Genomic DNA, 23,841 nt, shown 5'->3' on the forward strand with positions numbered 1-23,841 from the left:
TACGCGTCTGACAGGGTAATATCTATATTATGACAATGACAAAAGCGTCTGCTAGTGAAGACAGTACTGTCAAAGATAGCCCTGCCAGTGTTACTCGTATTGTTCGTCAAGAGCGTATAGTCGGTAAGCGTGTTATTTCAAAATCAGTCTTAGGGCTGATTTCGTCGTTTATGCTCATCCCAATTTTAATTGTCCTTTTTGCTTGGACGCAGCCAGTTGCAGACATCTGGTCACATATGACAGATTATGTGCTACCGCAAGTCCTCAAAAATACGGCCATCTTACTGCTTATGGTGACCGTTATTGCTGGCAGTATTGGTACGACGTTGGCATGGATAACTAGCATGTACCGCTTTCCAGGACAGCGGTTTTTTTCGTGGGCGCTAATGTTGCCATTAGCCATGCCAGCTTATGTGCTAGCGTTTGTGACAGTGGGAATAGTTGATTTTAGTGGACCGTTACAGACGGGACTACGGGATTTGGGCATCAGCACTGTGATACCTTCAGTACGTAATGTTTGGGGTGCTGGGCTAATATTGTCATTGGCCTTTTATCCTTATGTGTATTTGCTGGCAAGGCAAGCGTTTTTATCTCAAGGTCGGCGTGCGATAGAAGCAGGTCAGATGCTGGGGCTTAGCCGCAGTCGAGTGTTGTTTCGCTTGGCTCTACCGCAAGCGCTGCCTTGGATTATCGGTGGGCTGTTGTTAGCGACCATGGAGACTTTGGCAGATTTTGGTGCCGTTTCGGTATTTAACGTCGATACCTTTACCACGGCTATTTATAAAGCTTGGTTTGGGTTTTTTAGTTTAACCACGGCAGCGCAATTGGCCGCTTTATTGATCGGTGTGGTATTTATTGTGGTATTGTTTGAGCAGTATTGGCAAGCAAGGCGTGGTAATGCAGTCACCCAAGGGAGCAATCGCCGCTTAGAGGCCAGTACACCTGCAAAGCTTACAATGACGCTGCTGTGTACGCTCATATTTTCAGTAGCCTTTCTCATACCGTTTTTACAACTGTCCTATTGGACAGCGACGAATTTTCGTCATGATTTCGATGCACGTTACATTGATTTTGTCACCAATAGTTTGATGATTGCCAGTATGACGACGCTACTTATTGCTTTGCTTGCTATCATCGTTGCATGGATTAAGCGTCAGTATTCTGACAAAACAACGAAGCTGATGACCACTTTAGCCAATTTAGGTTATGTCGTGCCAGGCACAGTACTAGCTGTAGGGGTTTTTATTCCGATTGCTTGGGTTGATAATCAACTGATCGCTATCGGAGTTACCTCAAAGCAAGTGCTATCAGGAAGTGTTATTGTCATGCTACTTGCGCTCTCAACCCGCTTTATGACGGTCAGTTTCCAGCCTATCGACCGTCAGCTACAGCGTTTGACGGTCAATCAAGAGGCGGCTGCAAAGCTGCTCAGTGATAGTCCATTACAGCGCTGGCGTCAGGTGGTATTGCCGATACTCAAACCAGGCATGTTGACCGCTTTGTTAATGGGTTTTGTAGAAGTCATGAAAGAGATGCCGATTACGCTTATGACGCGCCGACAGGGCTGGGATACGCTGGCAGTACGTGTGTTTGAGATGACTAGTGAGGGGATGTGGGCAAGGGCTGCGTTACCAAGCTTACTTATCGTACTTGTCGGACTGATTCCAGTATGGATATTGCTACGTCAAAGTGACAAAAATAGCTAGCGTAGTCATAGTACGTGAAATCTACTATATCGTCATTCTGATTTAACGTACTATGTCTTGTAGCGTACTATATATAGCTATGTTCAATTGACATTCATCATTACTTTTATCGTATTACTTATTTTATCTCTATCGCTCATTGGTAACATCTATGCATACCGACCTGATCAAAGACTCAGCAGACCGAACAGATCACTCCAAACCAAAATTTACTGGCAAAAAAGTCATGCCTACCAATACTCGGCAAGCTTCTACCTGTGCAGTTATTACGCCGCAGTCCAAGCAGCATGAATCGATAGAGATGCATGATAAGCCTTATCTTAGTGTGAGAGGCTTAGTTGTCGGTTATGATAATACCACTGTCGTTGATAAAATGTCTTTAACGCTGCAGCAAGGTGAGATTGGTTGCTTCTTGGGCTATAGTGGCTGCGGTAAAACCACAGCGTTACGTGCCATCGCTGGGTTAGAGCCTACGCGCCAAGGCTTTATTAGCTTAAATGGTCAGAGGCTAACAGAACAGACAGCACGTACATCTTTTGCCGTTGCACCAGCTAAGCGCGGCATGGGAATGGTGTTTCAAGACTATGCATTGTTTGGGCACCTAAGTGTGGCAAAAAATATTGCTTTTGGTCTGAACAGTTGGTCAGCCGCTGACAAAAAAGCACGCGTGACTGAGATGTTAGATCTGGTTGAGTTAAATGAGCATGCCAACAAGCGTCCAAGTGAGCTTTCAGGTGGTCAGCAGCAGCGAGTTGCTCTAGCACGTGCCTTAGCGCCCAAGCCCCAATTATTGTTACTTGATGAGCCATTTTCAAATCTTGATGTAGTACTGCGCGAATCACTGGCGATGAATGTACGTGATATTCTTAAACGTACCAACACCACAGCGATACTGGTAACTCATGATCAAAACGAAGCCTTTGCGATTGCAGACAAAGTAGGGGTGATGCACAGAGGTAAGCTGGTACAGTGGGCCACGCCAAGTGAGCTATACCATGAGCCAATCAGTCCATTTGTTGCTGAGTTTGTTGGTGAAGGAGCCATGATAGATGGCATCATTAAAGAGGGACATGTCGAGACCGCGCTTGGTGATATCTATCGGCGTATGGAGGTCTATGATGAACTGGGGCAGCCGCAGTATTGCGAGTATGACTATCCTAATGGCACGCCGATCAAAGTATTGGTGCGTCCTGATGATATCATTCACGATGATGACAGTACGCAGACGGCATTAGTCGTTGGACGTGTGTTTCGCGGTGCCAACTATCTATATCGTTTGCAACTCGATGATGGGCAGACGGTTTTATCCTTAGTCGCAAGTCATCATAACCATGAGATTGGGTCGCATATTGGCATACTACCTTTGTTAGAGCATGTGGTCGTGTTTGATGAAAAAGAGATCAATGCTACTACTTGGTCAGAATATGATAGGTCATTTATAGATTAAGAAATAAGAGCATAATCGATACTGATCAATATTCCAATGAAACAATATTTTCAATGCGATAAGAGAGCTACAACAAAACGGCTATTAAAATTAAGTTTTGCGAGTCGCCATTATATGCAAATAACGACCGAGCCATTTATAAGGCTCTTGTTGTGAGTAGCGTAGCTCCATTCTAATGACTGCGTCAGGGTCGTTATGTCCGCCACGCTTTAATGGTGCATAGTCATGAAACACGCGCAGACCACTCTCTGATATGATTTGATACTCATGTTGTTGTAACCATGAAGCTACTTCCTGCTTGGCAACAGGATAATTGGGCGTCAAACTTTTGTTATTGTCCGCTTGATAGTCAGCCTTATCAAGTAAGGTGTCAAGCAAATTAAAATTACCCATGATCAAGTTTCGGTAGTCAAAGCTTGCTGGATTATAAAAACATAATGACAAGACGCCATCAGTCGCCAGCTGCTGATCAAAGAAATCCATCACTGCTCTTGGGTCTGCAAGCCACTCAAGTAGCGCATGACACAGTATGACATCAAATTTATCTGTAGAGTCTGTCGTTAGTTTATCTGACCCTAGTTTAGCTTCAAGCGCCTGATAGGGACAGACACACCATGTTATATCGAGGTTTTTACCAGTCTGTTCTGCATTTGCTCTGGCTTTGTCGATCATGTTAGCAGATATGTCATTGATGACGACTGTATGACCTTGAATAGCAAGTTCTGTTGCAATCTGGGCAAGCCCAGCGCCTACATCTAAAATACGCAATGGTCGTCCCAGCTTTTGACTCAGCTGTTCGACATAACCAAAGATGTCACGGCGTAAGACAGCCAGACGGATATCACCCTTTAAACCACCATACACCTTTTTTTCAAAATGATCGGCAATCGCATCGAAGCTGCGGTCGGTACGTTCATCGTTTAGTGCTGTCAATTGATTGTCATCATTTATCATTACTTTTGAGTCTGCTATTTATTGATGTAGAAGGTGATGTTTTATGGATATATCAATCGTTAATGGCTTTATCGTCGTCTATTAATCACCCATTTGAATACCAGTTTTGCTAAGGTGATAATGACAAACACCACGACAATAAACACCCAAATACCATTGCCTTGTAAGTTGTCTTGGTAGGCTTGTGCTAAGTAACCAGATAATACCATCGCAATCAGTAATGAGCCCCAGCGCACAAAGGGTAGCGCACGATAATGATGGTTTGGAAAGCTGACAGCATAGTCACTAGAAAAACTGTACAGTATCATAGCCAAAATCCAGACAATAACAAGGATGATATCCATAACAATAAATGCCTATTTTATAAGGATTAATAAGAAAGATTATAACAAGGACTTATAATATAAAGGGGTAGTGTAACGAGTAGAAATTTTTTGTCTACCATAACCTTAATTTTCATGTCGTCAGCGTCACATTCTAGTCTGTATGCACGCATCAGATATGGGCAATTAACAAATAATTGTGTGACAGCAGATTACATGGTTTTAAGTAGCTTTTCATCACCGTTTACGGTATAAACAATAAGGTATAAGAGATAACAATAGTTATGTTATCTTTATATAAAGTAGGTTTTGGTCAACTGCCAAGGACGTGGACGTCTGACAATTTTCGCTTTATCACTGCTAAGGATAGCAATTATGTCTAAATTTGAATCCAATCATAATAAAGATAGCAAGATCGCTCCAGTCACTTCTATGGGTGTTCAGCAAACAAACTCTATTAGTATCTCAACAAAATCATCCAAACCAACTATGGTGAGATGCATGCTATCAGTCGCCGTAGCAAGTAGCTTATTATTAATGGCCGGTTGCGGAGACGATGACACCACGATCACCACTGAGTATATTACATCCGTTCAGACTATTAACACATTTAATAAAGCACAGATAGATGGTGGTTTTGGTCTAAAGAACACTGCAACACCTGCTGCAAAGTGTGACATCAAAATAGAAAAAGTCAGCTATCCGACAGTGGGAGCTGCAGGCGAGCGTACCAATGCAACAGCGGCGCTAATGTTGCCAAGTGGTGATAGTGCCGACTGTCAAGGCGATCGACCTGTATTGCTCTATGCTCATGGCACCACTACTGAAAAAACCTATGATTTTAGTCAAGTAGGTAATCCGCAAAATCCGGCAGGATCAGAGGCAACCCTTATAGCAGCAAATTTTGCGGCGCAAGGTTATATCGTGGTCGCGCCCAACTATGCTGGCTATGATGATTCTGAGCTTGATTATCATCCTTACCTAGTTGCAGATCAACAGTCGACTGATATGGTTGATGCCCTAGATAGCGCGCGTGTGATAATCAAAAAGCAGCAGCGTAGCAATGATACTAAGTACACCAATATCGACGACTCTGGCGAACTGTTTATTAGTGGTTATTCGCAAGGTGGCTATGTGGCCATGGCCGCAGCAAGGCTATTGGAGCAACAAGGCAAATCTGTAACAGCGATAGCGCCATCATCAGGACCTTACGCTTTGGCAGCTTTTGGCGATACTATATTTTCAGGCAACGTCAATATCGGCGCGACTCGGTTTGCACCGCTACTGGCAACAGGACTACAAAAGAAGTATAAAAACATCTATCAAAATAGCACAGATATCTTTACGACAAACTATTCAAACACTCAGCTACCAAGCTTATTGAGCTTTGGAGAGCTGGTCGCGGCTAACAAGCTGCCAGATAACGCATTGTTTGAGGATAATCCCGAAAACAACCCTACACTTGATATGTTACGGCCACCGACTGTCCCGTTTGCGTTCTTAGGATTTGCCGATGATAACTATCTTATCAAAACGGATTTTCGCACCACTTATGTAGCCGATGCGCTACAAAACCCTGATAGCCTGATAGCTAAAACGGGTGTACTTCCAGCAGACAGTCCACAAAACAACTTACGTAAAGCCCTAAAAGCTAATGATCTACGCGGTTATATTCCCAAAATACCAACGCTAATATGCGGTGGTAATCAAGATCCAACCGTATACTATGACCTAAATACAGGCTCTATGTCGGCGATACTGCAACAAGCGAGTATGAGTCCTGCCGCCAGTCTAAACATTACTGTATTAGATGTGGACGCAACCAATGACGATGATCGCGATCAAAACACAGTGTTATCGATCGGCAGTGCTGCTATGAGCAACGCTTGGATGAATACAGATACAATCGATAATATCCAAAATAGATTTGCCACGACTTTGACGGCAGTTCAGAATCAAGCTATTGCAGATGCGCAGTCAGCAGGAGTCACCGACCCAGAGTTACTAGCACAAGCAGCAAGTGCTGCGGTACTAGCCAGCTATCATGGCGGATTAGCCAGTGCCTCTTGTACTCAAGCTGCGCGTGAGTTCTTTGAGCAAAACTTTAGACAATCATAATAGGACGCACGTAATAGATTTGTTCACACGTAGACGATGAATAAACGATGATAAAAAACGCATAAAAACTGCATCTACTTAGGTGTGGTTTTTTTGTTTTATCGTTAAAAAACAAATACTATTATGAACGCTCAAACGGCATTTTTACTAGATTTTAATGACCGTGAAATACCCCTAAATCAGCAAATTTGTGCTAAAATAGCTTCTTTTATTAAACCTTAAAACTATCACCGTTTTCCTACTATTTTGCACGCCTGATGGTGCTTTTTATAGTCTGCCTGTTGTTAATATTGACGCTTTTATGCGCCTTTATTTTTGTATGATTATGAGTGTCTTCAACTGTGTTAAATGCTAGAAAAAGAATGTGAGTGAAGGAGTGTATATGAGCGACTCGATCAGTCCTATTGCCATCGTGGATGAATTAAAGCAATCCTATTTGGATTATGCGATGAGCGTGATCGTCTCGCGCGCGCTGCCTGATGTGCGTGATGGGTTCAAACCAGTACACCGCCGCGTGATGTACGCCATGCACGTACTGTCTAATGATTATAATAAGCCTTATAAGAAGTCAGCGCGTGTGGTCGGTGACGTCATTGGTAAATATCACCCACACGGTGATAGTGCGGTTTATGATGCGATTGTACGTATGGCGCAGGATTTTAGCTTGCGTTATCCAATGGTTGATGGCCAAGGTAACTTTGGTTCAATCGATGATGATCCTCCGGCCGCTATGCGTTATACCGAAGTACGTATGACCAAGCTTACCCATCAGATGCTTGCTGATTTGGATAAGGACACAGTTGATTGGGAAGATAACTACGATGGCTCTGAGCGCATGCCAAGCGTCTTGCCTGCGCGTGTTCCTAACTTGCTCGTTAATGGTGCGACAGGTATTGCGGTTGGCATGGCAACCAACATGGCACCGCACAATTTAACTGAAGTCATCAATGCATGCTTGGTTTATGCAGATAACCCACAAGTCTCAGCTGAAGAATTGATGACGCATATCTCAGGTCCTGACTTTCCTACAGGTGGTATTATCTACGGCCGTGCAGGCATTTTAGATGCTTATCGTACGGGTAAAGGCCGTCTGCATGTACGCGGTCGTTATATCATCGAGCCAATGAGCGATACAGGTGTTAACCGTGACCGTGAACGCATTGTGTTTACCGAAGTTCCTTATCAGACTAATAAAGCAAAACTTATTGAACGTATTGCAGAGCTTGTCCGTGACAAAAAAATAGAGGGCATTACTGAGATACGTGACGAGTCTGATAAAGAAGGTATGCGTATTGCTATTGATTTGCGCCGCGGTGAGACTGCTGAAGTTATCGTAAATAACTTGTTTTTACAAACGCCGCTGGAATCAAGCTTTAGTATCAACATGGTGGCACTTGACAATGGTCAGCCAAAATTACTGACCTTGCGTCAGCTGATTGCTGCTTTTGTACGCCATCGTCAAGAAGTGGTGACACGTCGTACGATTTATGAGCTAAATAAAGCCCGCGTACGAGGTCATTTACTCGAAGGTCTAACCGTTGCACTAGCGAATATTGATGAGATCATTGCCGCTATTAAAGCGTCTGCAAACCGTGGTATGGCACGTGAAAGCTTACTCAATAAAACGTGGGGCTCAGGCAGTGTCGTTGCGATGCTAACTGCTGCTGGTAGTCAGTCAGTACGACCAGAGTTTATTGAGGGTGAAGATCCAAAAGCGCCGTTTGGTTTAATCGAAGAGCAGAGTCAAGGTGAGCAGCATTATCGTTTATCACTTGAACAGGTCAATGCAATTCTAGATATGCAGTTGCATCGTCTGACAGGTCTTGAGCAAGACAAACTGACCGAAGAATATCAAGATCTATTACGTGAAATCGCACACTTAGAGTCTATCCTTGGCGACTTTGATAAGCTGATGACCATCATCTCCAATGAGCTAATTGAAATCCGAGATAACTTTGGTGATGAGCGTCGTACTGATATCATCGACTCACGTACTGATTTTAACCGTGAAGATCTTATTCCTGAACAGACCGTCGTCATGACTGTGTCACGCACAGGCTACGCTAAGACTCAGCCGATTGATGATTATGTCGCGCAAAAGCGCGGCGGCAAAGGTAAGTCTGCAACCGCGATGAAAGAAGATGATGTGATTGATCATTTAGTCGTGACCTCGACGCATGCAACCGTACTGTGCTTTACTGATACTGGACGTGTCTTTAGTTTACGGGGTTTTGAAGTACCTATTGCTAGTCGTGGCTCTCGTGGTCGTCCTCTGGTCAATCTGATCGGTCTAAACGGTGATGAAACGGTGACGACTATTTTACCAATACCGCAAACCACGTCCGAGGTAACTGGCCATTTTGTATTCTTTGCCACAGCCAATGGGACAGTGAAACGGGTAGAGCTTGAGCAGTTTGCTAGCATTCGCTCTAATGGTCTGATTGCAGTTGGTTTAGATGACGGTGACAAATTAGTAAGCGCGCGCATTACTAATGGTAGCCAAGAGGTCATGCTGTTTGCCTCAAGTGGTAAAGCCATCCGTTTTGATGAAAACGATGCACGTTCGATGGGCCGTACAGCAAAAGGTGTCCGCGGTATGCGTCTCGCTGATGATGAGTTTATCAAGTCGTTAGTTGTCATTGAAGATGACGTACGTGAGATTCTAATCGCTTGTGAAAATGGCTTTGGTAAGCGTACCTTTATTGATGAATTTAATACTCAAAATCGCGGCGGCGGCGGTGTTATCGCCATCAAGACCAGTCAGCGTAATGGCGCTTTAGTACGTGCTACCAAGGTTGAGCCTGAAGATGATATTATCCTAATCTCAGACAAAGGTACGCTTGTACGTACGCCAGTAGAACATGTTGCAAGTGCGGGCCGTAATACCCAAGGTGTGACGCTTATTCGGTTATCTAAAGATGAAAAACTGGTGGCAATGGCACGCGTTGAGCACGAAGAGAGTGACAATGAGCTGATTGATGCAATGAAACAAGATGGAACGTTTGAGTCAGAGGAGCAAGTGGATACAAGTAGTACAACTGATGATACAGCGAATACTGACATAAGCGAGTCTATTGACATTGCAAATGACCATACATTGGGTGACAGTACAGCAAATGATAGCAATGACGTTATCGATGAAGAATAAGTGGAACGAATGAATGTCTAGTTGAATAGCTTTTTGGTTTAGTTCTTTGTAACTTTTCTACAAAAAAGCCTCTGACGTTATCGTTGGAGGCTTTTGTTTGTTTTTATATATTCTAAGTTTTCTATCAATCATGCCCATAAAGTTCTATTTTTTAAGGCTACTGTTATGCTTACGACCAATCAAACTTTTCAGGGAACCGTTGCATCGGTAATATCAAGTTTTTTATTTGCATTTATGTTCTTGTTTGGGTTGTTTATGATGCCCTTATCAGGTACACAGGTAGCATCATGGCGTGTACTAATGATGCTATTGAGTCTGGTATTATTGGTCAGTTTTACCAAGCAGTGGCAGCACGTTTTTGATTATCTAAAAACTTTAAAGACCCCGAAAGATTGGTTGTTATTCATACTACCAACACCAATACTCGGTGGGCAGATTTGGCTATTTATGTGGGGACCTGTCAACGGTTATGGTCTTGATGTAACTTTGGGTTATTTTCTATTGCCACTCATTATGATAGTAATTGGGCGTTTTTTTTATCATGAACGTATGAGTATCCTACAATGGGTGGCAGCGCTATGTGCAGCGATGGGGGTTGGTTATGATATATTTCAATACGGCTCAATATCATGGGTGACCTTGTTTGCATGTTTGGGTTATCCGCCATATTATCTACTACGGCGTAAACTGGCAGTACCGCCCGTCACTGGCTTATTGTCTGATCTTGCTTTATTAACGCCTGTTGTATTAATTATGCTTTATGTCAGCGGTGGTTTTAGCGTTGCGATACAGACCAGTAAATTTTGGTATCTGTTACCGTTGCTTGGCGCTTTTAGTGCGCTTGCAATGTCGCTCTCTATGGTTGCTAGTAGTAAACTGCCTGTCTCATTATTTGGCGCGCTAAGCTATCTTGAGCCTATGCTGTTGTTTGTATTTTCTATTACGATATTGGGTCAAAGTCTTCATGAAGGCGGCTCTTTATTTATGTATGGTATGATTACTTTGGCGTTAATTTTTATGATTATGGAAAGTGGCTTGGGTTACGTAACGCGGCGCCGTGACAATCGACTCCATGGCTACAATGAACCACAAGTGGGCGGCTTTCCTCCACGTCGCCGTCTGATAGATCGCCGCATAGATGGTGTGCTAAAAGCCCATCGTTTTCGCAGAATTAGAAAGTATCAAAGTAAAATAGATAAAATGCAGCGAAAAATAGAGCGGTTAGATGCAAAGTAAGCAGTTCTTAAGAATCAGAATTGACGGGTCAGTTGAGTAGATATATTGCTTATATAGCTTGACTTTGACATAATATCGTCATGACGTAAGTAAGATAAAGTTAAAGTATTTGTCTTAGTATGGTACGACAATAGTATTGTACGATAATCCTATAAACAAAAGCCTCCGACGTAGACGTCGGAGGCTTTTGTTTTTTTTTAAAACTGCCAAGGAAGCGCTCTAATTTTTAAGGCTGTTATTATGTTCCCTACCAACCAAACGTCGCAGGGCACGATCATCGCGGTAGCTGCAAATTTTTTATACTCGTTATTGTTTTTGTTTGGATTGATTATGCAGCCGCTATCAGGCACGCAGGTTGCCTCGTGGCGTGTGCTCATGATGTTATTTAGTTTAGTGCTCCTGATTAGTGTATTAAAGCAATGGCAACATATTTTTGATTATCTAAAGACGCTAAAAACAGCGAAAGAGTGGTTTTTGTTTATTATTCCCACGCCTATTTTAGGTGCACAAATTTGGATATTCATGTGGGCACCAGTGAACGATCTTGGTTTGGAGGTGACTTTAGGCTACTTTTTATATCCTATGATTATGATCATAGTTGGTCGGTTTTTTTATCATGAAAGCATGAGCCGGCTGCAGTGGGTTGCGATAATTTTTGCAGGAGCAGGTATTGCTTATGATATTGTCCAATACGGGGCAATATCTTGGGCGACATTGTTCGTCTGCTTGGGGTATCCGCCTTATTATTTGCTACGTCGAAAAATGGCTGTGCCGCCTATTACAGGTCTTATCTCTGATCTTGTCTTGCTATTACCCATCGTCTTGGTCGCACTTTATATGAATGGCGGTTTTGAACTGGCCATATCTACCAATAAGCTTTGGTATTTTTTGCCGCTATTGGGTGTGATCAGTACTGCTGCCATGTCATTGACTATGGTAGCCAGTCAAAAATTGCCAGTCTCATTATTTGGGACGTTATGCTATCTTGAGCCCATATTCTTATTTATATTTTCTGTCACTATTTTGCATCAAAGCGTTGAGGAGGGTGGCTCTTTATTTATGTACGGCATGATCTTTGTTGCGTTATTGATTATGATTATGGATAGTGGACTTGGTTACTTAGCACGCCGTCGTGACAACCGTCTACATGGTTACAACGAACCACAAGTTGGCAGTTTTCCACCACGTCGCCGTTTAAAGAATCGCCGTATCAAAGGTGTCTTGGCTGCGCATCGGTTTCGTAAGATTAGACGTTATCAATCCAAAATGAATAAAATCTCACATAAAATTGATCAGCTATATTCAAGATAGTCCATAAAGATACGAGATATAAAACTGACCACACAGCCATTGCTTTTGACTGTTATTGGATGATCTGGCTGTATTAAAGCATGGCTAAGTGCGCTATCATCGATAGCATCAATAAGTTACTTTGTTTAATTTACCACTTATCATTAGGATGAATTCATGTTACATCTGCATCATTTAGAGAACTCACGCTCGTTTCGTATTATATGGCTTTTAGAAGAGTTAAACGTAGACTACCAGCTCACCTGTTATGAGCGTAACAAAGCTTACCGTGCGCCTGATAGCCTAAAGAAAATCCATCCACTCGGCCATACTCCTATCTTAGAGGTGAACGGGCGTGCGCTGGTCGAATCAGGGTTCATCATTGAGTATTTACTTAAGCATTATGATAAAGAACAGCAATTCAAACCTACTGATAATAATGAAGAGGCGTGGGAAGCTTATACTTTTTGGCTGCACTTTGCCGAAGCATCAATAATGCCGCTATTGGTCATGCGTTTGGTATTTACGAAAGTGGTCGAAAAATCACCAATGCTTATCAAGCCTGTGAGTAAAAGCATTCGTAAGCAAGTCGAAAACAATATGATCAATGATAGTCTGACAACGATGCTAAACATGATGGAGCAGCAACTACAGCACAATCATTGGTTTGCAGGCGAAGCCTTTAGTGCTGCAGACATTCAAATGCATCTTGTGGTCGTCGCTACCAATGCAGGAAGTGGGCTCGACAAAGTAAAATACGCCAACATACTAAATTGGTTAAAGCGCTGTGAAGCGCGTGCAGCTTTCAAGCAAGCTGAAGCCAAAGGTGGCCGTGTCCAGTTTTAGGACCACTAAATATATCAGTGCGCTCATGGATGCTATGTATTCATATGTTGATTGTGTTTAGGGCATGTTCATTTTAATATGTCCTATGCATAAATAGCCCTATAAAAGGTAAGATAATGACAGACCCTAATAACTTAAATAAACCCTCTAATTCCGATAAAGATCAGCTTGCACAGCAGCAGCTTGCTTCTCAGCAAGTAACCGTTAAAGCGTGGTCGCAAAAGATATTAGTCGTTTTATTATGTATAGCCAGTTTTTACGGGGGTTGGAAGTCACACGAATCTAGCATGGTCAACCAATGCTTTGCTAATGGTGGCCAAGTCGTTGAAGGTGATAAGACCATTCTTTGTAAATCATCATAACTTCTTATTAAATATGAATGAATTTTGTGATGAATGACGACCTATGCTTCAATTAACCTTCTTAGGAACCTCAGCAGGCGTACCGACTAAGCAGCGCAATGTCACTGCGTTAGCGATTGAGTGCCTTAATCCGTATCTATCAGGATCTAATCAACAGCAGAGTAAAAAATCGCGTCCGTGGTTATTAATCGACTGCGGTGAAGGCACGCAGCAACAACTGCTCCATACCAAACTATCACTACATCAGCTTACCGCTATTTGTATTACTCATGTGCACGGCGACCATTGCTATGGTTTGCCAGGATTGCTCGCTAGTGCTGCCATGTCAGGACGTAAAGAGGCGCTGACGCTCATCGCACCCAAAGCCATTAGCAAACTACTAGATGCTGTAATACTAGCTACTGAGTTGCATTTGCCATTTGCCATCGATTTTATGGTAATTGAAGATTTGCAGTCTCAGCTAGATAGTGAAAATAAAGGTCAGGTAAATTTTAGCTTAGACAAGCAACAACAGCTAGCGATAGATATCCATTCTCTATCACACCGTGTGCCATCCTATGGTTTTGGTATCACTCAGACTATCAGTCGTCGCACGCTCAATACCGACAAGTTGCTAGCAGCTGGTATTCCAGCTAGTAAGGTGTGGGGAAGGTTGCAGCAAGGTGAAGATGTTACAACTGAGGACGGTAAGCAGTTACGCTCAGCAGATTATGTCAATAATGATGAGCAGCATACAAGAGTAGTCGTAGCAGGTGATAATGATACGCCAAGTCTTTTAACTTCAGCGCTACGAGATGCGGATTTATTGGTGCATGAGGCGACTTATACCAATGAAGTCTTGGCTAAGATTCAAGCCAAAAATCCAGATTTTGACCCCATGCATAGTAGTGCGCAGCGAGTTGGCAAGTTTGCTCAAGATATTGGCCTACCTAATCTCATTTTGACACATTTTAGTGCGCGCTATCAGGGTTTTGATAATCCAAATAGCACGATGCCTAATATGGGGCATATCCGTCTAGATGCCGAAAGCGTTTATCAAGGTAATTTATGGCTGGCTGAAGATTTTGCGCAATATAGGGTAGATGGTGCAGTAGAAGTAGTTGAAGGTCAAGCAGACAGCCGCGTGCAGTATGTAGGATCTGCACGAGACAGCAAATGAGTTAAGACTGACTATCTGCAGCAGCCAATTGAGATTGCCCTATCCAATAACGACTAAACTGATAAGCCACACGCCCTGAACGGCCACCACGCTCTGATGCCCAACGCAGTGCCGCCGCTCTAGTGGTCTCATTAAGTTCCTTATCAAGCGCTTCGTCAACCGCTTTATCATTACTATTGTTATCACTATTAGCATTCATAACATCGCTAGTAATTCGTGCTGGCTGCAAGCTTAGATAATGCTGAACAATCTGTAAATACGTTTGCTGATTCATAGGATAAAACGACAACCATAAACCAAAGCGATCAGATAGCGATACGGTCTCGTCAATGGTTTCATAAGGATTGACCTCATCGGTGTTTCCATCATAAATATTGACGTTGTCTTTCATCAGCTGAGGCAATAGATGTCGACGATTACTGGTCGCATATACCAATAGTTTATCTTGCTCAGAATCGAGCGAACCATCCAATACGCTTTTTAGCGTACGATAGCTTTCATCCTGACCGTTAAATGCAAGATCATCACAGTACACTACATAGCGACTACCACAGTCAGCAGGTAGCTCATTGATAGCTGCGCGAATCTTGTCTAATACCAACAAATCATCGCGAGCAATCTCAATAATGCGTAAGCCTTCGCTATGATAGGCTTGCAGTAACGCTCGAATCAGTGATGATTTACCTGCGCCGCGTGTCCCAGTCATCAATACGTGATTGGCTGGATAGCCTTTAAGAAATTGACGTGTGTTTTGTACCAGCTTTGACTTTTGAGAGTCGATACCATGCAAGTCATCCAAACTCAAAAATAAGTTAACCGCCAACGGTTCTAAATGTCCGGTGCGTCCACCAACCCAGCGATACGCCAGCTGTGCAGGATCAATTTTGATAGTAGGGGTCACGTGCTCTGCTAAATATTGACTTAATAAGTCCAATAAAGGGGCAGGTAGGGCGTAATCAGTGGACAACTTATTAGCGAACGAATTGGTTGATTGGGACATAATGACTCTAATAATTCAGGTTACGTTTCATTTAGTTTATAACAGTTCTATAAGGGCTTGGTTGTACCATGAAAAATAGTGCCAGCAATCTGTCTACAATACAAGCGATAAAGCTAACCTTGCGTAGGCAAGCGGAAGAGCTACTACCAAAATTAAATACTGTGCTAACAAAACTAGGCTATTATGAGATAGCTCATCAACGTATTAGCCAGCAAAATAATGACCAAAAGCAGCAGCTCAAAACAACCAGCTATCAAGGGCTAACGCGTGCGCTCCATTCGCAGTTTGGTTGTGTCATGATTAAGTGGGAGCTTAGTCAGCATAGTAATCATGAGTTGTCTACCTTACAAACTGAAGTTGCGGTCTTAAACGCTGTCAGTATTTTACAGTTAACTGAGGCTCAGAACATTCCTCAAACTATCGTACCCCCAGTATTAGCTTTCGAAACTGTATATATGGAATTTTTAGAGCAAATATGGCAGCTTAATCTCCTTGCTATGCCTTACTACGAGAATGGTAGCTTGGCACAGCAGTTAAGTAATGAGGAGTATTCATCATTAAGTGATAAGACAAAACAGCAACTCATAAACCAGATCGCGCATCTAATAGCCAATATTCATAGAGCTGGCTGGCTGCACAATGATATTAAGCCGAGTAATGTTTTGCTAGATAATTTTTTACCGAATAGTGCGGATAATAGCATCATCATGCCCAGTTTATTGCTGACTGATTTTGCGTTAGCAGAGAATATTGATAAGCCCAGCGTAGCAAACCCTGCAGGCACGCCAGCTTATCTTGCACCTGAATGCTGGCAAGGGCAGGGCGCAACGGTACAAAGTGATATTTATGCATTTGGAATAATGTTGTATGAGGTATTAACGGGCAATAGGCCATTTCAGTTAAATTCTCAAAGTTGTGAACCGCTAAAAAATTGGGCAATTCAGCATTGTCAGCAGTCTATCCCAACCTTGCCACCAGAGTATCAGGGCTATCAGAGAATTATTAATAAGGCTTTGGCGAAGCGAGTAGAGAGGCGGTATCGGAATATGAGTGAGATATTAGAAGATTTGGAAAGTGTCTAAGTCAAAAAATAAATTCTAGACACAAAAAAACCTGCTAAAAAGCAGGTTTTAATATTTGGTCTAAGATGTACTATCCAAAAATGGTGGGGCTGGAGAGACTCGAACTCTCACACCTTGCGGCGCCAGAACCTAAATCTGGTGCGTCTACCAATTCCGCCACAGCCCCATTATCAAAACTTTATCATCAAAGGTGTTTAGATTCAAATACCATCTAGATAAATAACTGATTCGGTAGTGCGTCTCAGTGGTTGGCTATTATATAGAGTTTAAATAGTTTGGCAACCCCTTTTTGCAAATAATTTTAAATTAATCACAATTTTTTTTACTTGTATGTATAAATGCTTGATTTCACTATGACTTTCAAATCAGGCTTTTTCAAATACGTAGTGTTAAATCCACTTTTGAACCTGATCAATTATTATTACTCTTCTGATTGTTTCTCTGAGGAATCAATATCGAGCAGCTGGAGTTTACGGGTTAAAGTATTACGTCCCCAGCCTAGTAAATTGGCTGCCGTAATCTTTTTGCCGCCACTATGAGTAAGCGCTGCATTCAGTAATACGCGTTCGAAATCAGGTGTTGCTGTCTGTAAAATATCGGTTTCACCCGCCTGTAGCGATTCTTTCGCCCAGTCTGCTAGCAACTCTTGCCAAGTTAATGTCGCAACTGAGTAGGAGGTAGGCTTCAAAGGCCGCATTATGTCATTATGATGAAGGTCGTTATCATAAACATCATTATGTGGTTGATTAGATTGTTGCTGCAAAGAATGATTATGATTATCCAAGAGCTCAGGTGGTAAATCTTCAATCAAAACCGTGTCACCAGTTGCCATGACCGTCAGCCATAAGCACACGTTTTCGAGTTGACGTACGTTGCCTCGCCAGTCAAATGCTTGCATGAGGTGCAGTGCTTGGGGGTGCAGTTGCTTTGGTGCAGTGTTCATTTGCTCAGCGGCGCGCTGCATAAAGTGTGCGGTCAGAGCAGGGATGTCCTCACGGCGTGAGCGCAGTGGTGGTAATGGCAGGCGAATGACGTTTAAGCGATAAAATAAGTCTTCACGAAACTTGCCTTGCTGTACAAGATGCTCTAGATTTTGATGAGTCGCAGCGATAATACGTACATCGACCTTGATAGGCTGCTGTCCGCCAACGCGATAGAACTCTCCATTTGCCAATACCCGTAACAAGCGTGTTTGTGTACTAAAGGGCATGTCACCGATTTCATCCAAAAACAGTGTGCCACCATTCGCTTGTTCAAAACGTCCTTGTCTACGCGTGGTAGCGCCTGTAAAAGCGCCTTTTTCGTGCCCGAATAGCTCAGACTCTATCAAATCATGGGGGATGGCTGCCATGTTAAGCGCGATAAAAGGCTCTTGCTGCCTTGGTGAGTGCTGATGTAGAGCGCTTGCGACCAGCTCTTTACCTGTACCTGACTCGCCTGTAATCAGTACGGTGATAGGAGAATGCGCCAGTCGCCCAACGGCTCGAAAGACCGTTTGCATAGCTTGTGACTGGCCAATAATACCATTGAAGCCATTATTAGCTTGCTTATTAGTCTTGTCTGTATCTAAAGATTCGTTTTCTACTGAGCTATTAAAGCGGTCCATTGGTTTGGTTTTTGGATGCAACTTGCCTTCTTTTTCTGCCTGAGCTTTGACATCGGTTTCGGCTTGTTTATTAGTTATCTGGTTAATCGGCTGATAGTTAATGGCTTTATAAATCGTTGCGACTGCTTCATCCAAATCAAAGGGTTTAGGCAGATACTCAAAAGCTCCCGTCTTATAGCTGTCAATGGCAGAGCTGATGTCCGAATGAGCAGTCATAATGACCACGGGCAGCTGAGGAAAATGCTTATGTACCCAATCACTAAATGATAAGCCATCCATCATCGGCATACGGATATCGGTTAAAATTACATCCGGCAACTGCGTCGCTGATGCGTGCTGTTGTAAGATATCATTAAGCTGAGTCCACGCCGCCTGTGCTTGCGTAAAGCTGACAACCATAAAGCCAGCGTCTTCAAAAGTATCAGCCAGTATCAATCGCAATGCTGCGTCATCATCGATTAACCATAGAGTTGCAGGGCTTGCATCGGGCACATTATTGACCGTTACTTTGATCGTTTGGTTATTCATCGTCTCGTTATTCGGCATCTTAGTAGCGCTTTTAGATTTAGGGTAGTGGTTATATTTAGTCATGTGTTAGGCCTGATGAGCAATTGTTTCAGGATTATGGTTTAATTCAGTGGAATTATTCTAATCTTTATTTCGCTATTACATTCATGCGTCAAGTGCTGGCTGATTAAAGGGTAAATATAGGGTAAATCGTGTCTGTTTATGCGGCTCATGGTTTTTAGTGACAATGGAGCTGACATCAATCATACCATGATGTCGGCTGATAATATCTTGTACGATAGATAACCCCAAGCCAGTGCCCGAAGCACGACTGGTCACCATCGGAAAAAATATCTGCCCAATCAATGCATCATCTATGCCTGAGCCATTATCAGTGATAGCGACTTGCAGCACTTGTTTGTGTTGCTGGCTGCCAATAGTATGTTGAAAAGCCACACGCGTTTGGATATGCAACTGCGGTTTATAGCCTTTATCTGTCTGAGTGTCATTTGCTTTTGCATGGGCCGTGTCAAAATTATTTGCTGCATATTGCTCTGTCATTGCCTCACAAGCATTATTAATTAGATTTAAAAATACTTGGATCAACTGGTCTTTATCAGCATCCAGCTCAGGCAAAGATAGGTCATAATCACGTTTTAAAGTCACTTGCGAGTAATTATTCATCACCAAAGTTAGCACATGCTCTAGTGGCTCATGAATATTGACAGCTTGCCAGTTTGGCAATTGATTGGAGCCAAGAAGCTGACCGATGAGCTGGGTTAAACGGTCAGTCTCTGAGATAATAATATCGGTATAACTACGTAACTTATCAGTGGTTTTTTGCAGGTTTTTATTAATATTTTTTTCACTAAATTTGACAAATTGTCGTTGTAATAATTGTGCAGCACCGCGGATACCAGCTAGCGGGTTTTTTACTTCGTGAGCCACTGAGCGCAGCATGTGACGCGCGACATCATATTGCTGCTGTTGGCGTTGTTCTTCTGAGATGCGGCTTTGTCGGTCTTTGCCCCACATCTCAATTATATAATGAGCTTGCTGCTGATACACAACAGGCGTGACGCTATAGTCTATTGTCACGGCTATGTCGCCCGCTTGCAGCGTTATTTTATGATCATGGTCGATGAAAGGTTGTTGATATTTTTGCGCTTGATTAAAGCGTTCACTCAAAGAGCAAATGGGACGTTTTTGCTCTACAGCATAAGGTTTTAGATGGTTGTGCAAAGGTTTGTTTGAGAGGTTATCTATGCTATCTCTTTCATCTTTTTCAAGTTCTTCAGGTGCTAATAATGTCAATATAGACTGGCCCAATAACCGTTCACGACTGATCGCTAATAGCTGCTCAGCTTGGGCATTGAGCCAAGTAATCGTCAGATCATCATTGACCCATAAGACAGCAGTATATAAATGCTGCACAATAAAAGCCGAGTCTGATGCGTCATTGGGTGCTACTGGAGATGCCATAAATATAAGAAGCCTAGTTACAAATCAAATTTAAGTGAATATTTAACCATAAATCAATACTCTAGCGCGGCAAAACTGGTGATTGTCATAAAAAAAACGTACAATGCGTCCAGCCAATTTATCTTTAGCAAGGTTAGCCATGCCCAATATTTCTACTCAGTCTTCTGATTCTACGCTTTCAATCGATAGCTCAAACTCAAATTCAGACTTAAACTTAGATACAGTCGCTTCAAGTGCTGATGTATCAGCAACAAAGATACAAACGATAAAAGATACTGCAACGGTGTTTAATCCTGCTCAAACGCAACAAGAGCAAGAGCCTGCGACTATCCAACCTTACCATCATAAGGCCAATCATAATCAAAACCGTAGCATTGCACAAAGTAGCGACGCGACTACCAACGTAGCGAGCGCTGATGCTCCCGCAATCAATGCGCCAAAGATAGGGTTTGTGTCTTTAGGTTGCCCAAAGGCTCTAGTAGATAGTGAACGTATTATTACAGAGCTTAGTCGCGATGGCTATCAAGTGGCAAGCGACTATGACGGTGCAGACCTAGTGGTGGTCAATACTTGCGGCTTTATTGAGTCAGCGGTACAAGAGTCGCTTGATGCAATCGGTGAAGCTATCAGTAAAAACGGTAAAGTCATCGTGACGGGCTGCTTGGGTAAGGAGGCTGAAAAGATACGTGAAATGCACCCAGCAGTGCTAGCAGTGACTGGTGCACATGCTTATGATGAAGTAATCACGGCGGTCTCCCAGTATGTACCCAAACCAAACCGCAGTCTCGATGCAAACTACGACCCAAAGATAGATTTGATCGATGAGGCGGGTATTAAGTTGACCCCAAGCCATTATGCTTATCTAAAAATATCAGAAGGCTGCAATCACCGCTGTACCTTTTGCATCATCCCAAGCTTGCGCGGCGATTTAGCATCACGCCCGATTGATAATGTAATGACTGAAGCGCTGGCGCTCAAAAACGCTGGTGTGAAAGAGCTGCTTATTATCTCGCAAGACACGTCTGCTTATGGGCTAGACCTAAAGTATAAAACCAGCTTTTGGAATGGCATGCCGCTTAAGTCAAAGTTTTATGACTTATGTCAAGCATTGAATGACTTAGGTATCTGGGTACGTCTGCATTATGTTTATCCATATCCACACGTGGATAAAGTCGTTGAGCTCATGAGTGAGAAAAAACTATTACCTTATCTAGACATACCTTTTCAACATGCCAGCCACCGCATCCTAAAAGCGATGAAGCGTCCAGCGCATAGCGAAAACACCTTGGCACGCATTAAAGCATGGCGTGAGATTTGTCCTGATATCGTCATTCGTTCAACCTTTGTCGTTGGTTTCCCTGGTGAGACGGAAGAGGATTTTCAATGCTTGCTTGATTGGCTGATTGAGGCACGCCTTGATCGAGTTGGTGCTTTTACGTATTCAGAAGTAGAAGGCGCGGTTGCTAACGCTCTGCCTGATCACGTACCTGAAGACGTTAAGCAATCTCGCTACGAGCGCTTGATGGCATTACAACAAGACATTTCAGCACAAAAGCTACAAGAGAAAACCGGTAAGACCTTAACGGTGTTGGTCGATGAGATTGATCATGAAGAAAACATTGCTATCTGTCGTAGTTATGCTGATGCACCAGAGATTGACGGTCATGTCTATGTAGATGATATTACCGCCAAAGTGAAAGTCGGGGCATTCTTAACCGTCACTATCGATGATGCTAGCGAATATGACTTATTTGCCAGTTACCAAGGCTAATTAAACGTTATAAAAAGCGCTGCATGAATTTTGAACATCGGTGTCCACCGAGTGACTAAATAAAAACTGGCACGGATTACCGATGAAAATTGCCCAATTGTGAGTAGTTTTTGCTACAATTAGCGCAATTTGGCCTACTAGCTTGTTTTGGACTATCGGTTCTAACCTGTGTTCCAATTCTATTGGTTTCAACCATTATTTAATGATAAATTTAACGATAAAAAGGTGCCCTCATGTCTGACAAAAACCCTCGTTTCTCGCGCATATTGCTCAAACTCTCCGGCGAAGCCTTAGCTGGTGGCAAGGATATGGGGATTGATACTGAAGTGCTTGATAAGATGAGCTTGTCGATTGCACACTTGCGTGGCCTTGGGGTTCAAGTTGGTATTGTTGTTGGCGGCGGTAATTTATATCGTGGCGCGCAGCTACAAAAAGAAGGCTTAGTTGGCCGTGTCACTGGTGACCAAATGGGCATGCTTGCAACCGTCATGAATGGCCTTGCGATGCGAGATGCCCTTGAGCGCCGTAATATTAAGACGCGTTTGATGTCAGCATTGCCAATTGGTGAAGTCACCGAAAGCTATAGTAGCCGAAATGCGATTCGTTACCTCAAAAATGGTGAAGTTTGTATTTTTGTTGCTGGTACTGGCAATCCCTTCTTTACGACAGACACGGCTGCTTGTTTGCGCGGTATTGAAATTGAAGCAGGCTTGATTCTAAAAGCTACTAAAGTTGATGGTGTTTACGACAAAGACCCAAGCTTGCACGCTGATGCGACCAAATACGATGGTCTAACCTTTGATGAGGTACTAGAGCAAAAGCTTGGCGTGATGGATTTGACCGCTATTGCGCTGTGCCGTGAGCATAACGTACCGCTACAAGTATTTGATATGACCAAGCCCAACGCTCTATTAAATGTTGTAATGGGCGAGAACGAAGGCACACGCGTTTATCATTAACCAAAGTTAATCGTTTATAGACAGTTGATAATCAACTGCTTTAAATGACAGTAGCATAATAGGTCATGTACCTCTCATAATGTAATAATATAGAACATTATCGATATTGATAAGTAAGGATATATAATGATTAAAGAGATTAAGCAAGACGGCGAATCACGCATGCAAAAGACATTAGAGGCGTTGGAAAGCACCTTTAGTAAAGTTCGTACTGGGCGTGCACATCCAGGTATGTTGTCAGGCATCATGGTCAGCTACTACGGTGCTGATACACCACTTAACCAAGTCGCTAGTGTCAATGTCGAAGACTCACGTACGCTACTGGTCCAACCGTTTGATCGCACGATGGTACAAGCGGTAGACAAAGCAATTCGTGAGGCAGACTTGGGTCTAAATCCAATGACTGCTGATGTTATTCGTGTACCGATGCCAGCTCTGACTGAAGAGACACGCCGTGATATGCAAAAGCTTGCACGGAGTGAGGCTGAAAACAGCCGCGTTTCTATTCGTAATATCCGCCGTGATATGATGAATGACATCAAAGACTTGGCAAAAGAAAAAGAAATCTCAGAAGATGATGAGCGCCGTGCTAGTGATGATATTCAAAAAATCACTGATAAGTTTATCGGGAGCATTGATAAAAAACTCGATGCTAAAGAGACTGAGTTGATGATTGTATAAGCCGTACTATTTTTAGTAATGGTTTGCTAACAGGTTTATTACATGGGTAGTCAATGGCCCGTTATTATTGGCTGCCTGTTTTTATATGTTTTATGTCCAACGATGCAAGACATTTGCAGCATTTTAACAGCATCTTCTCAAAGCCATATCGCTGATAAATTTAC

At 42.9% G+C, this 23,841-nt stretch carries 18 protein-coding genes and 1 tRNA gene; 13 read left to right on the top strand and 6 right to left on the bottom strand.

Going from position 1 to position 23,841, the window contains the following annotated elements; genetic code table 11:
* The first annotated feature begins 35 nt into the window (after positions 1–35).
* The gene (locus tag BTV98_RS03050) at positions 36–1,706 is read left to right on the top strand and encodes an iron ABC transporter permease (protein ID WP_227511763.1); all 1,671 of its coding nucleotides are present in this window, start codon (positions 36–38) and stop codon (positions 1,704–1,706) included.
* A 151-nt stretch (positions 1,707–1,857) separates the two neighbouring features.
* Complete coding sequence (locus BTV98_RS03055; RefSeq protein WP_178379346.1) at positions 1,858–3,153, top strand: ABC transporter ATP-binding protein; 1,296 nt, start codon at positions 1,858–1,860, stop codon at positions 3,151–3,153.
* Between the two features lie 90 nt (positions 3,154–3,243).
* On the opposite strand, the gene BTV98_RS03060 is transcribed toward BTV98_RS03055, so the two are convergent.
* Both BTV98_RS03060 and BTV98_RS03065 read right to left on the bottom strand, forming a co-directional pair.
* Positions 3,244–4,107 carry a methyltransferase domain-containing protein gene (locus BTV98_RS03060; RefSeq protein ID WP_058369116.1) on the bottom strand — a complete coding sequence of 288 codons (864 nt, stop codon included), beginning with the start codon at positions 4,105–4,107 and terminating at the stop codon, positions 3,244–3,246.
* A gap of 68 nt (positions 4,108–4,175) precedes the next feature.
* Positions 4,176–4,451, bottom strand: coding sequence for a hypothetical protein (locus tag BTV98_RS03065; RefSeq protein ID WP_058369115.1), 276 nt, complete (start codon positions 4,449–4,451; stop codon positions 4,176–4,178).
* A 354-nt stretch (positions 4,452–4,805) separates the two neighbouring features.
* Between BTV98_RS03065 and BTV98_RS03070 the strand changes: the two genes are divergently transcribed.
* The 7 genes from BTV98_RS03070 (at position 4,806) to BTV98_RS03100 (ending at position 14,589) form a co-directional block, all read left to right on the top strand.
* A complete protein-coding gene (locus BTV98_RS03070) occupies positions 4,806–6,548 on the top strand; it encodes a S9 family peptidase (RefSeq protein WP_058369114.1) in 1,743 nt (580 codons plus the stop codon).
* Between the two features lie 382 nt (positions 6,549–6,930).
* Positions 6,931–9,696, top strand: coding sequence for a DNA gyrase subunit A (gene gyrA, locus BTV98_RS03075; RefSeq protein ID WP_075102867.1), 2,766 nt, complete (start codon positions 6,931–6,933; stop codon positions 9,694–9,696).
* Positions 9,697–9,861: 165 nt separating this feature from the next.
* Complete coding sequence (rarD, locus tag BTV98_RS03080) at positions 9,862–10,932, top strand: EamA family transporter RarD (RefSeq protein ID WP_058369113.1); 1,071 nt, start codon at positions 9,862–9,864, stop codon at positions 10,930–10,932.
* Between the two features lie 240 nt (positions 10,933–11,172).
* Positions 11,173–12,243: an EamA family transporter RarD gene (gene rarD / locus BTV98_RS03085; protein ID WP_058369112.1), complete on the top strand. Its 1,071-nt coding sequence runs from the start codon at positions 11,173–11,175 to the stop codon at positions 12,241–12,243.
* A gap of 156 nt (positions 12,244–12,399) precedes the next feature.
* The gene (locus BTV98_RS03090) at positions 12,400–13,068 is read left to right on the top strand and encodes a glutathione S-transferase (RefSeq protein WP_058369111.1); all 669 of its coding nucleotides are present in this window, start codon (positions 12,400–12,402) and stop codon (positions 13,066–13,068) included.
* Positions 13,069–13,184: 116 nt separating this feature from the next.
* A complete protein-coding gene (locus BTV98_RS03095; protein WP_058369110.1) occupies positions 13,185–13,430 on the top strand; it encodes a hypothetical protein in 246 nt (81 codons plus the stop codon).
* A 43-nt stretch (positions 13,431–13,473) separates the two neighbouring features.
* On the top strand, positions 13,474–14,589 hold the full coding sequence (locus BTV98_RS03100; protein ID WP_058369109.1) for a ribonuclease Z: 1,116 nt from the start codon (positions 13,474–13,476) through the stop codon (positions 14,587–14,589).
* Position 14,590: 1 nt separating this feature from the next.
* Here BTV98_RS03100 and BTV98_RS03105 read toward each other — a convergent pair whose 3' ends face one another.
* Positions 14,591–15,589 carry an ATP-binding protein gene (locus tag BTV98_RS03105; protein ID WP_058369108.1) on the bottom strand — a complete coding sequence of 333 codons (999 nt, stop codon included), beginning with the start codon at positions 15,587–15,589 and terminating at the stop codon, positions 14,591–14,593.
* 68 nt (positions 15,590–15,657) lie between these two features.
* On the opposite strand from BTV98_RS03105, the gene BTV98_RS03110 reads away from it, so the two are divergent.
* A complete protein-coding gene (locus BTV98_RS03110; RefSeq protein ID WP_058369107.1) occupies positions 15,658–16,671 on the top strand; it encodes a serine/threonine-protein kinase in 1,014 nt (337 codons plus the stop codon).
* Positions 16,672–16,752: 81 nt separating this feature from the next.
* On the opposite strand, the gene BTV98_RS03115 is transcribed toward BTV98_RS03110, so the two are convergent.
* The 3 genes from BTV98_RS03115 to BTV98_RS03125 form a co-directional block, all read right to left on the bottom strand.
* Positions 16,753–16,837 (bottom strand) — tRNA-Leu (locus tag BTV98_RS03115).
* A gap of 255 nt (positions 16,838–17,092) precedes the next feature.
* Positions 17,093–18,805, bottom strand: a complete 1,713-nt coding sequence (locus BTV98_RS03120; RefSeq protein WP_197409089.1) for a sigma 54-interacting transcriptional regulator — start codon at positions 18,803–18,805, stop codon at positions 17,093–17,095.
* Between the two features lie 144 nt (positions 18,806–18,949).
* The gene (locus BTV98_RS03125) at positions 18,950–20,266 is read right to left on the bottom strand and encodes a nitrogen regulation protein NR(II) (protein ID WP_058369104.1); all 1,317 of its coding nucleotides are present in this window, start codon (positions 20,264–20,266) and stop codon (positions 18,950–18,952) included.
* A 139-nt stretch (positions 20,267–20,405) separates the two neighbouring features.
* Between BTV98_RS03125 and rimO the strand changes: the two genes are divergently transcribed.
* The 3 genes from rimO to frr all read left to right on the top strand — a co-directional run bounded on the left by rimO (position 20,406) and on the right by frr (position 23,677).
* On the top strand, positions 20,406–22,037 hold the full coding sequence (gene rimO / locus BTV98_RS03130) for a 30S ribosomal protein S12 methylthiotransferase RimO (RefSeq protein ID WP_075102868.1): 1,632 nt from the start codon (positions 20,406–20,408) through the stop codon (positions 22,035–22,037).
* 233 nt (positions 22,038–22,270) lie between these two features.
* The gene (gene pyrH, locus BTV98_RS03135) at positions 22,271–22,996 is read left to right on the top strand and encodes a UMP kinase (protein WP_058369103.1); all 726 of its coding nucleotides are present in this window, start codon (positions 22,271–22,273) and stop codon (positions 22,994–22,996) included.
* 126 nt (positions 22,997–23,122) lie between these two features.
* Positions 23,123–23,677, top strand: a complete 555-nt coding sequence (gene frr / locus BTV98_RS03140; RefSeq protein ID WP_058369102.1) for a ribosome recycling factor — start codon at positions 23,123–23,125, stop codon at positions 23,675–23,677.
* Positions 23,678–23,841 lie beyond the last annotated feature (164 nt).

The sequence above is a fragment of the Psychrobacter sp. Cmf 22.2 genome (assembly GCF_001921745.1).
In the GTDB taxonomy this organism is placed as follows: domain Bacteria; phylum Pseudomonadota; class Gammaproteobacteria; order Pseudomonadales; family Moraxellaceae; genus Psychrobacter.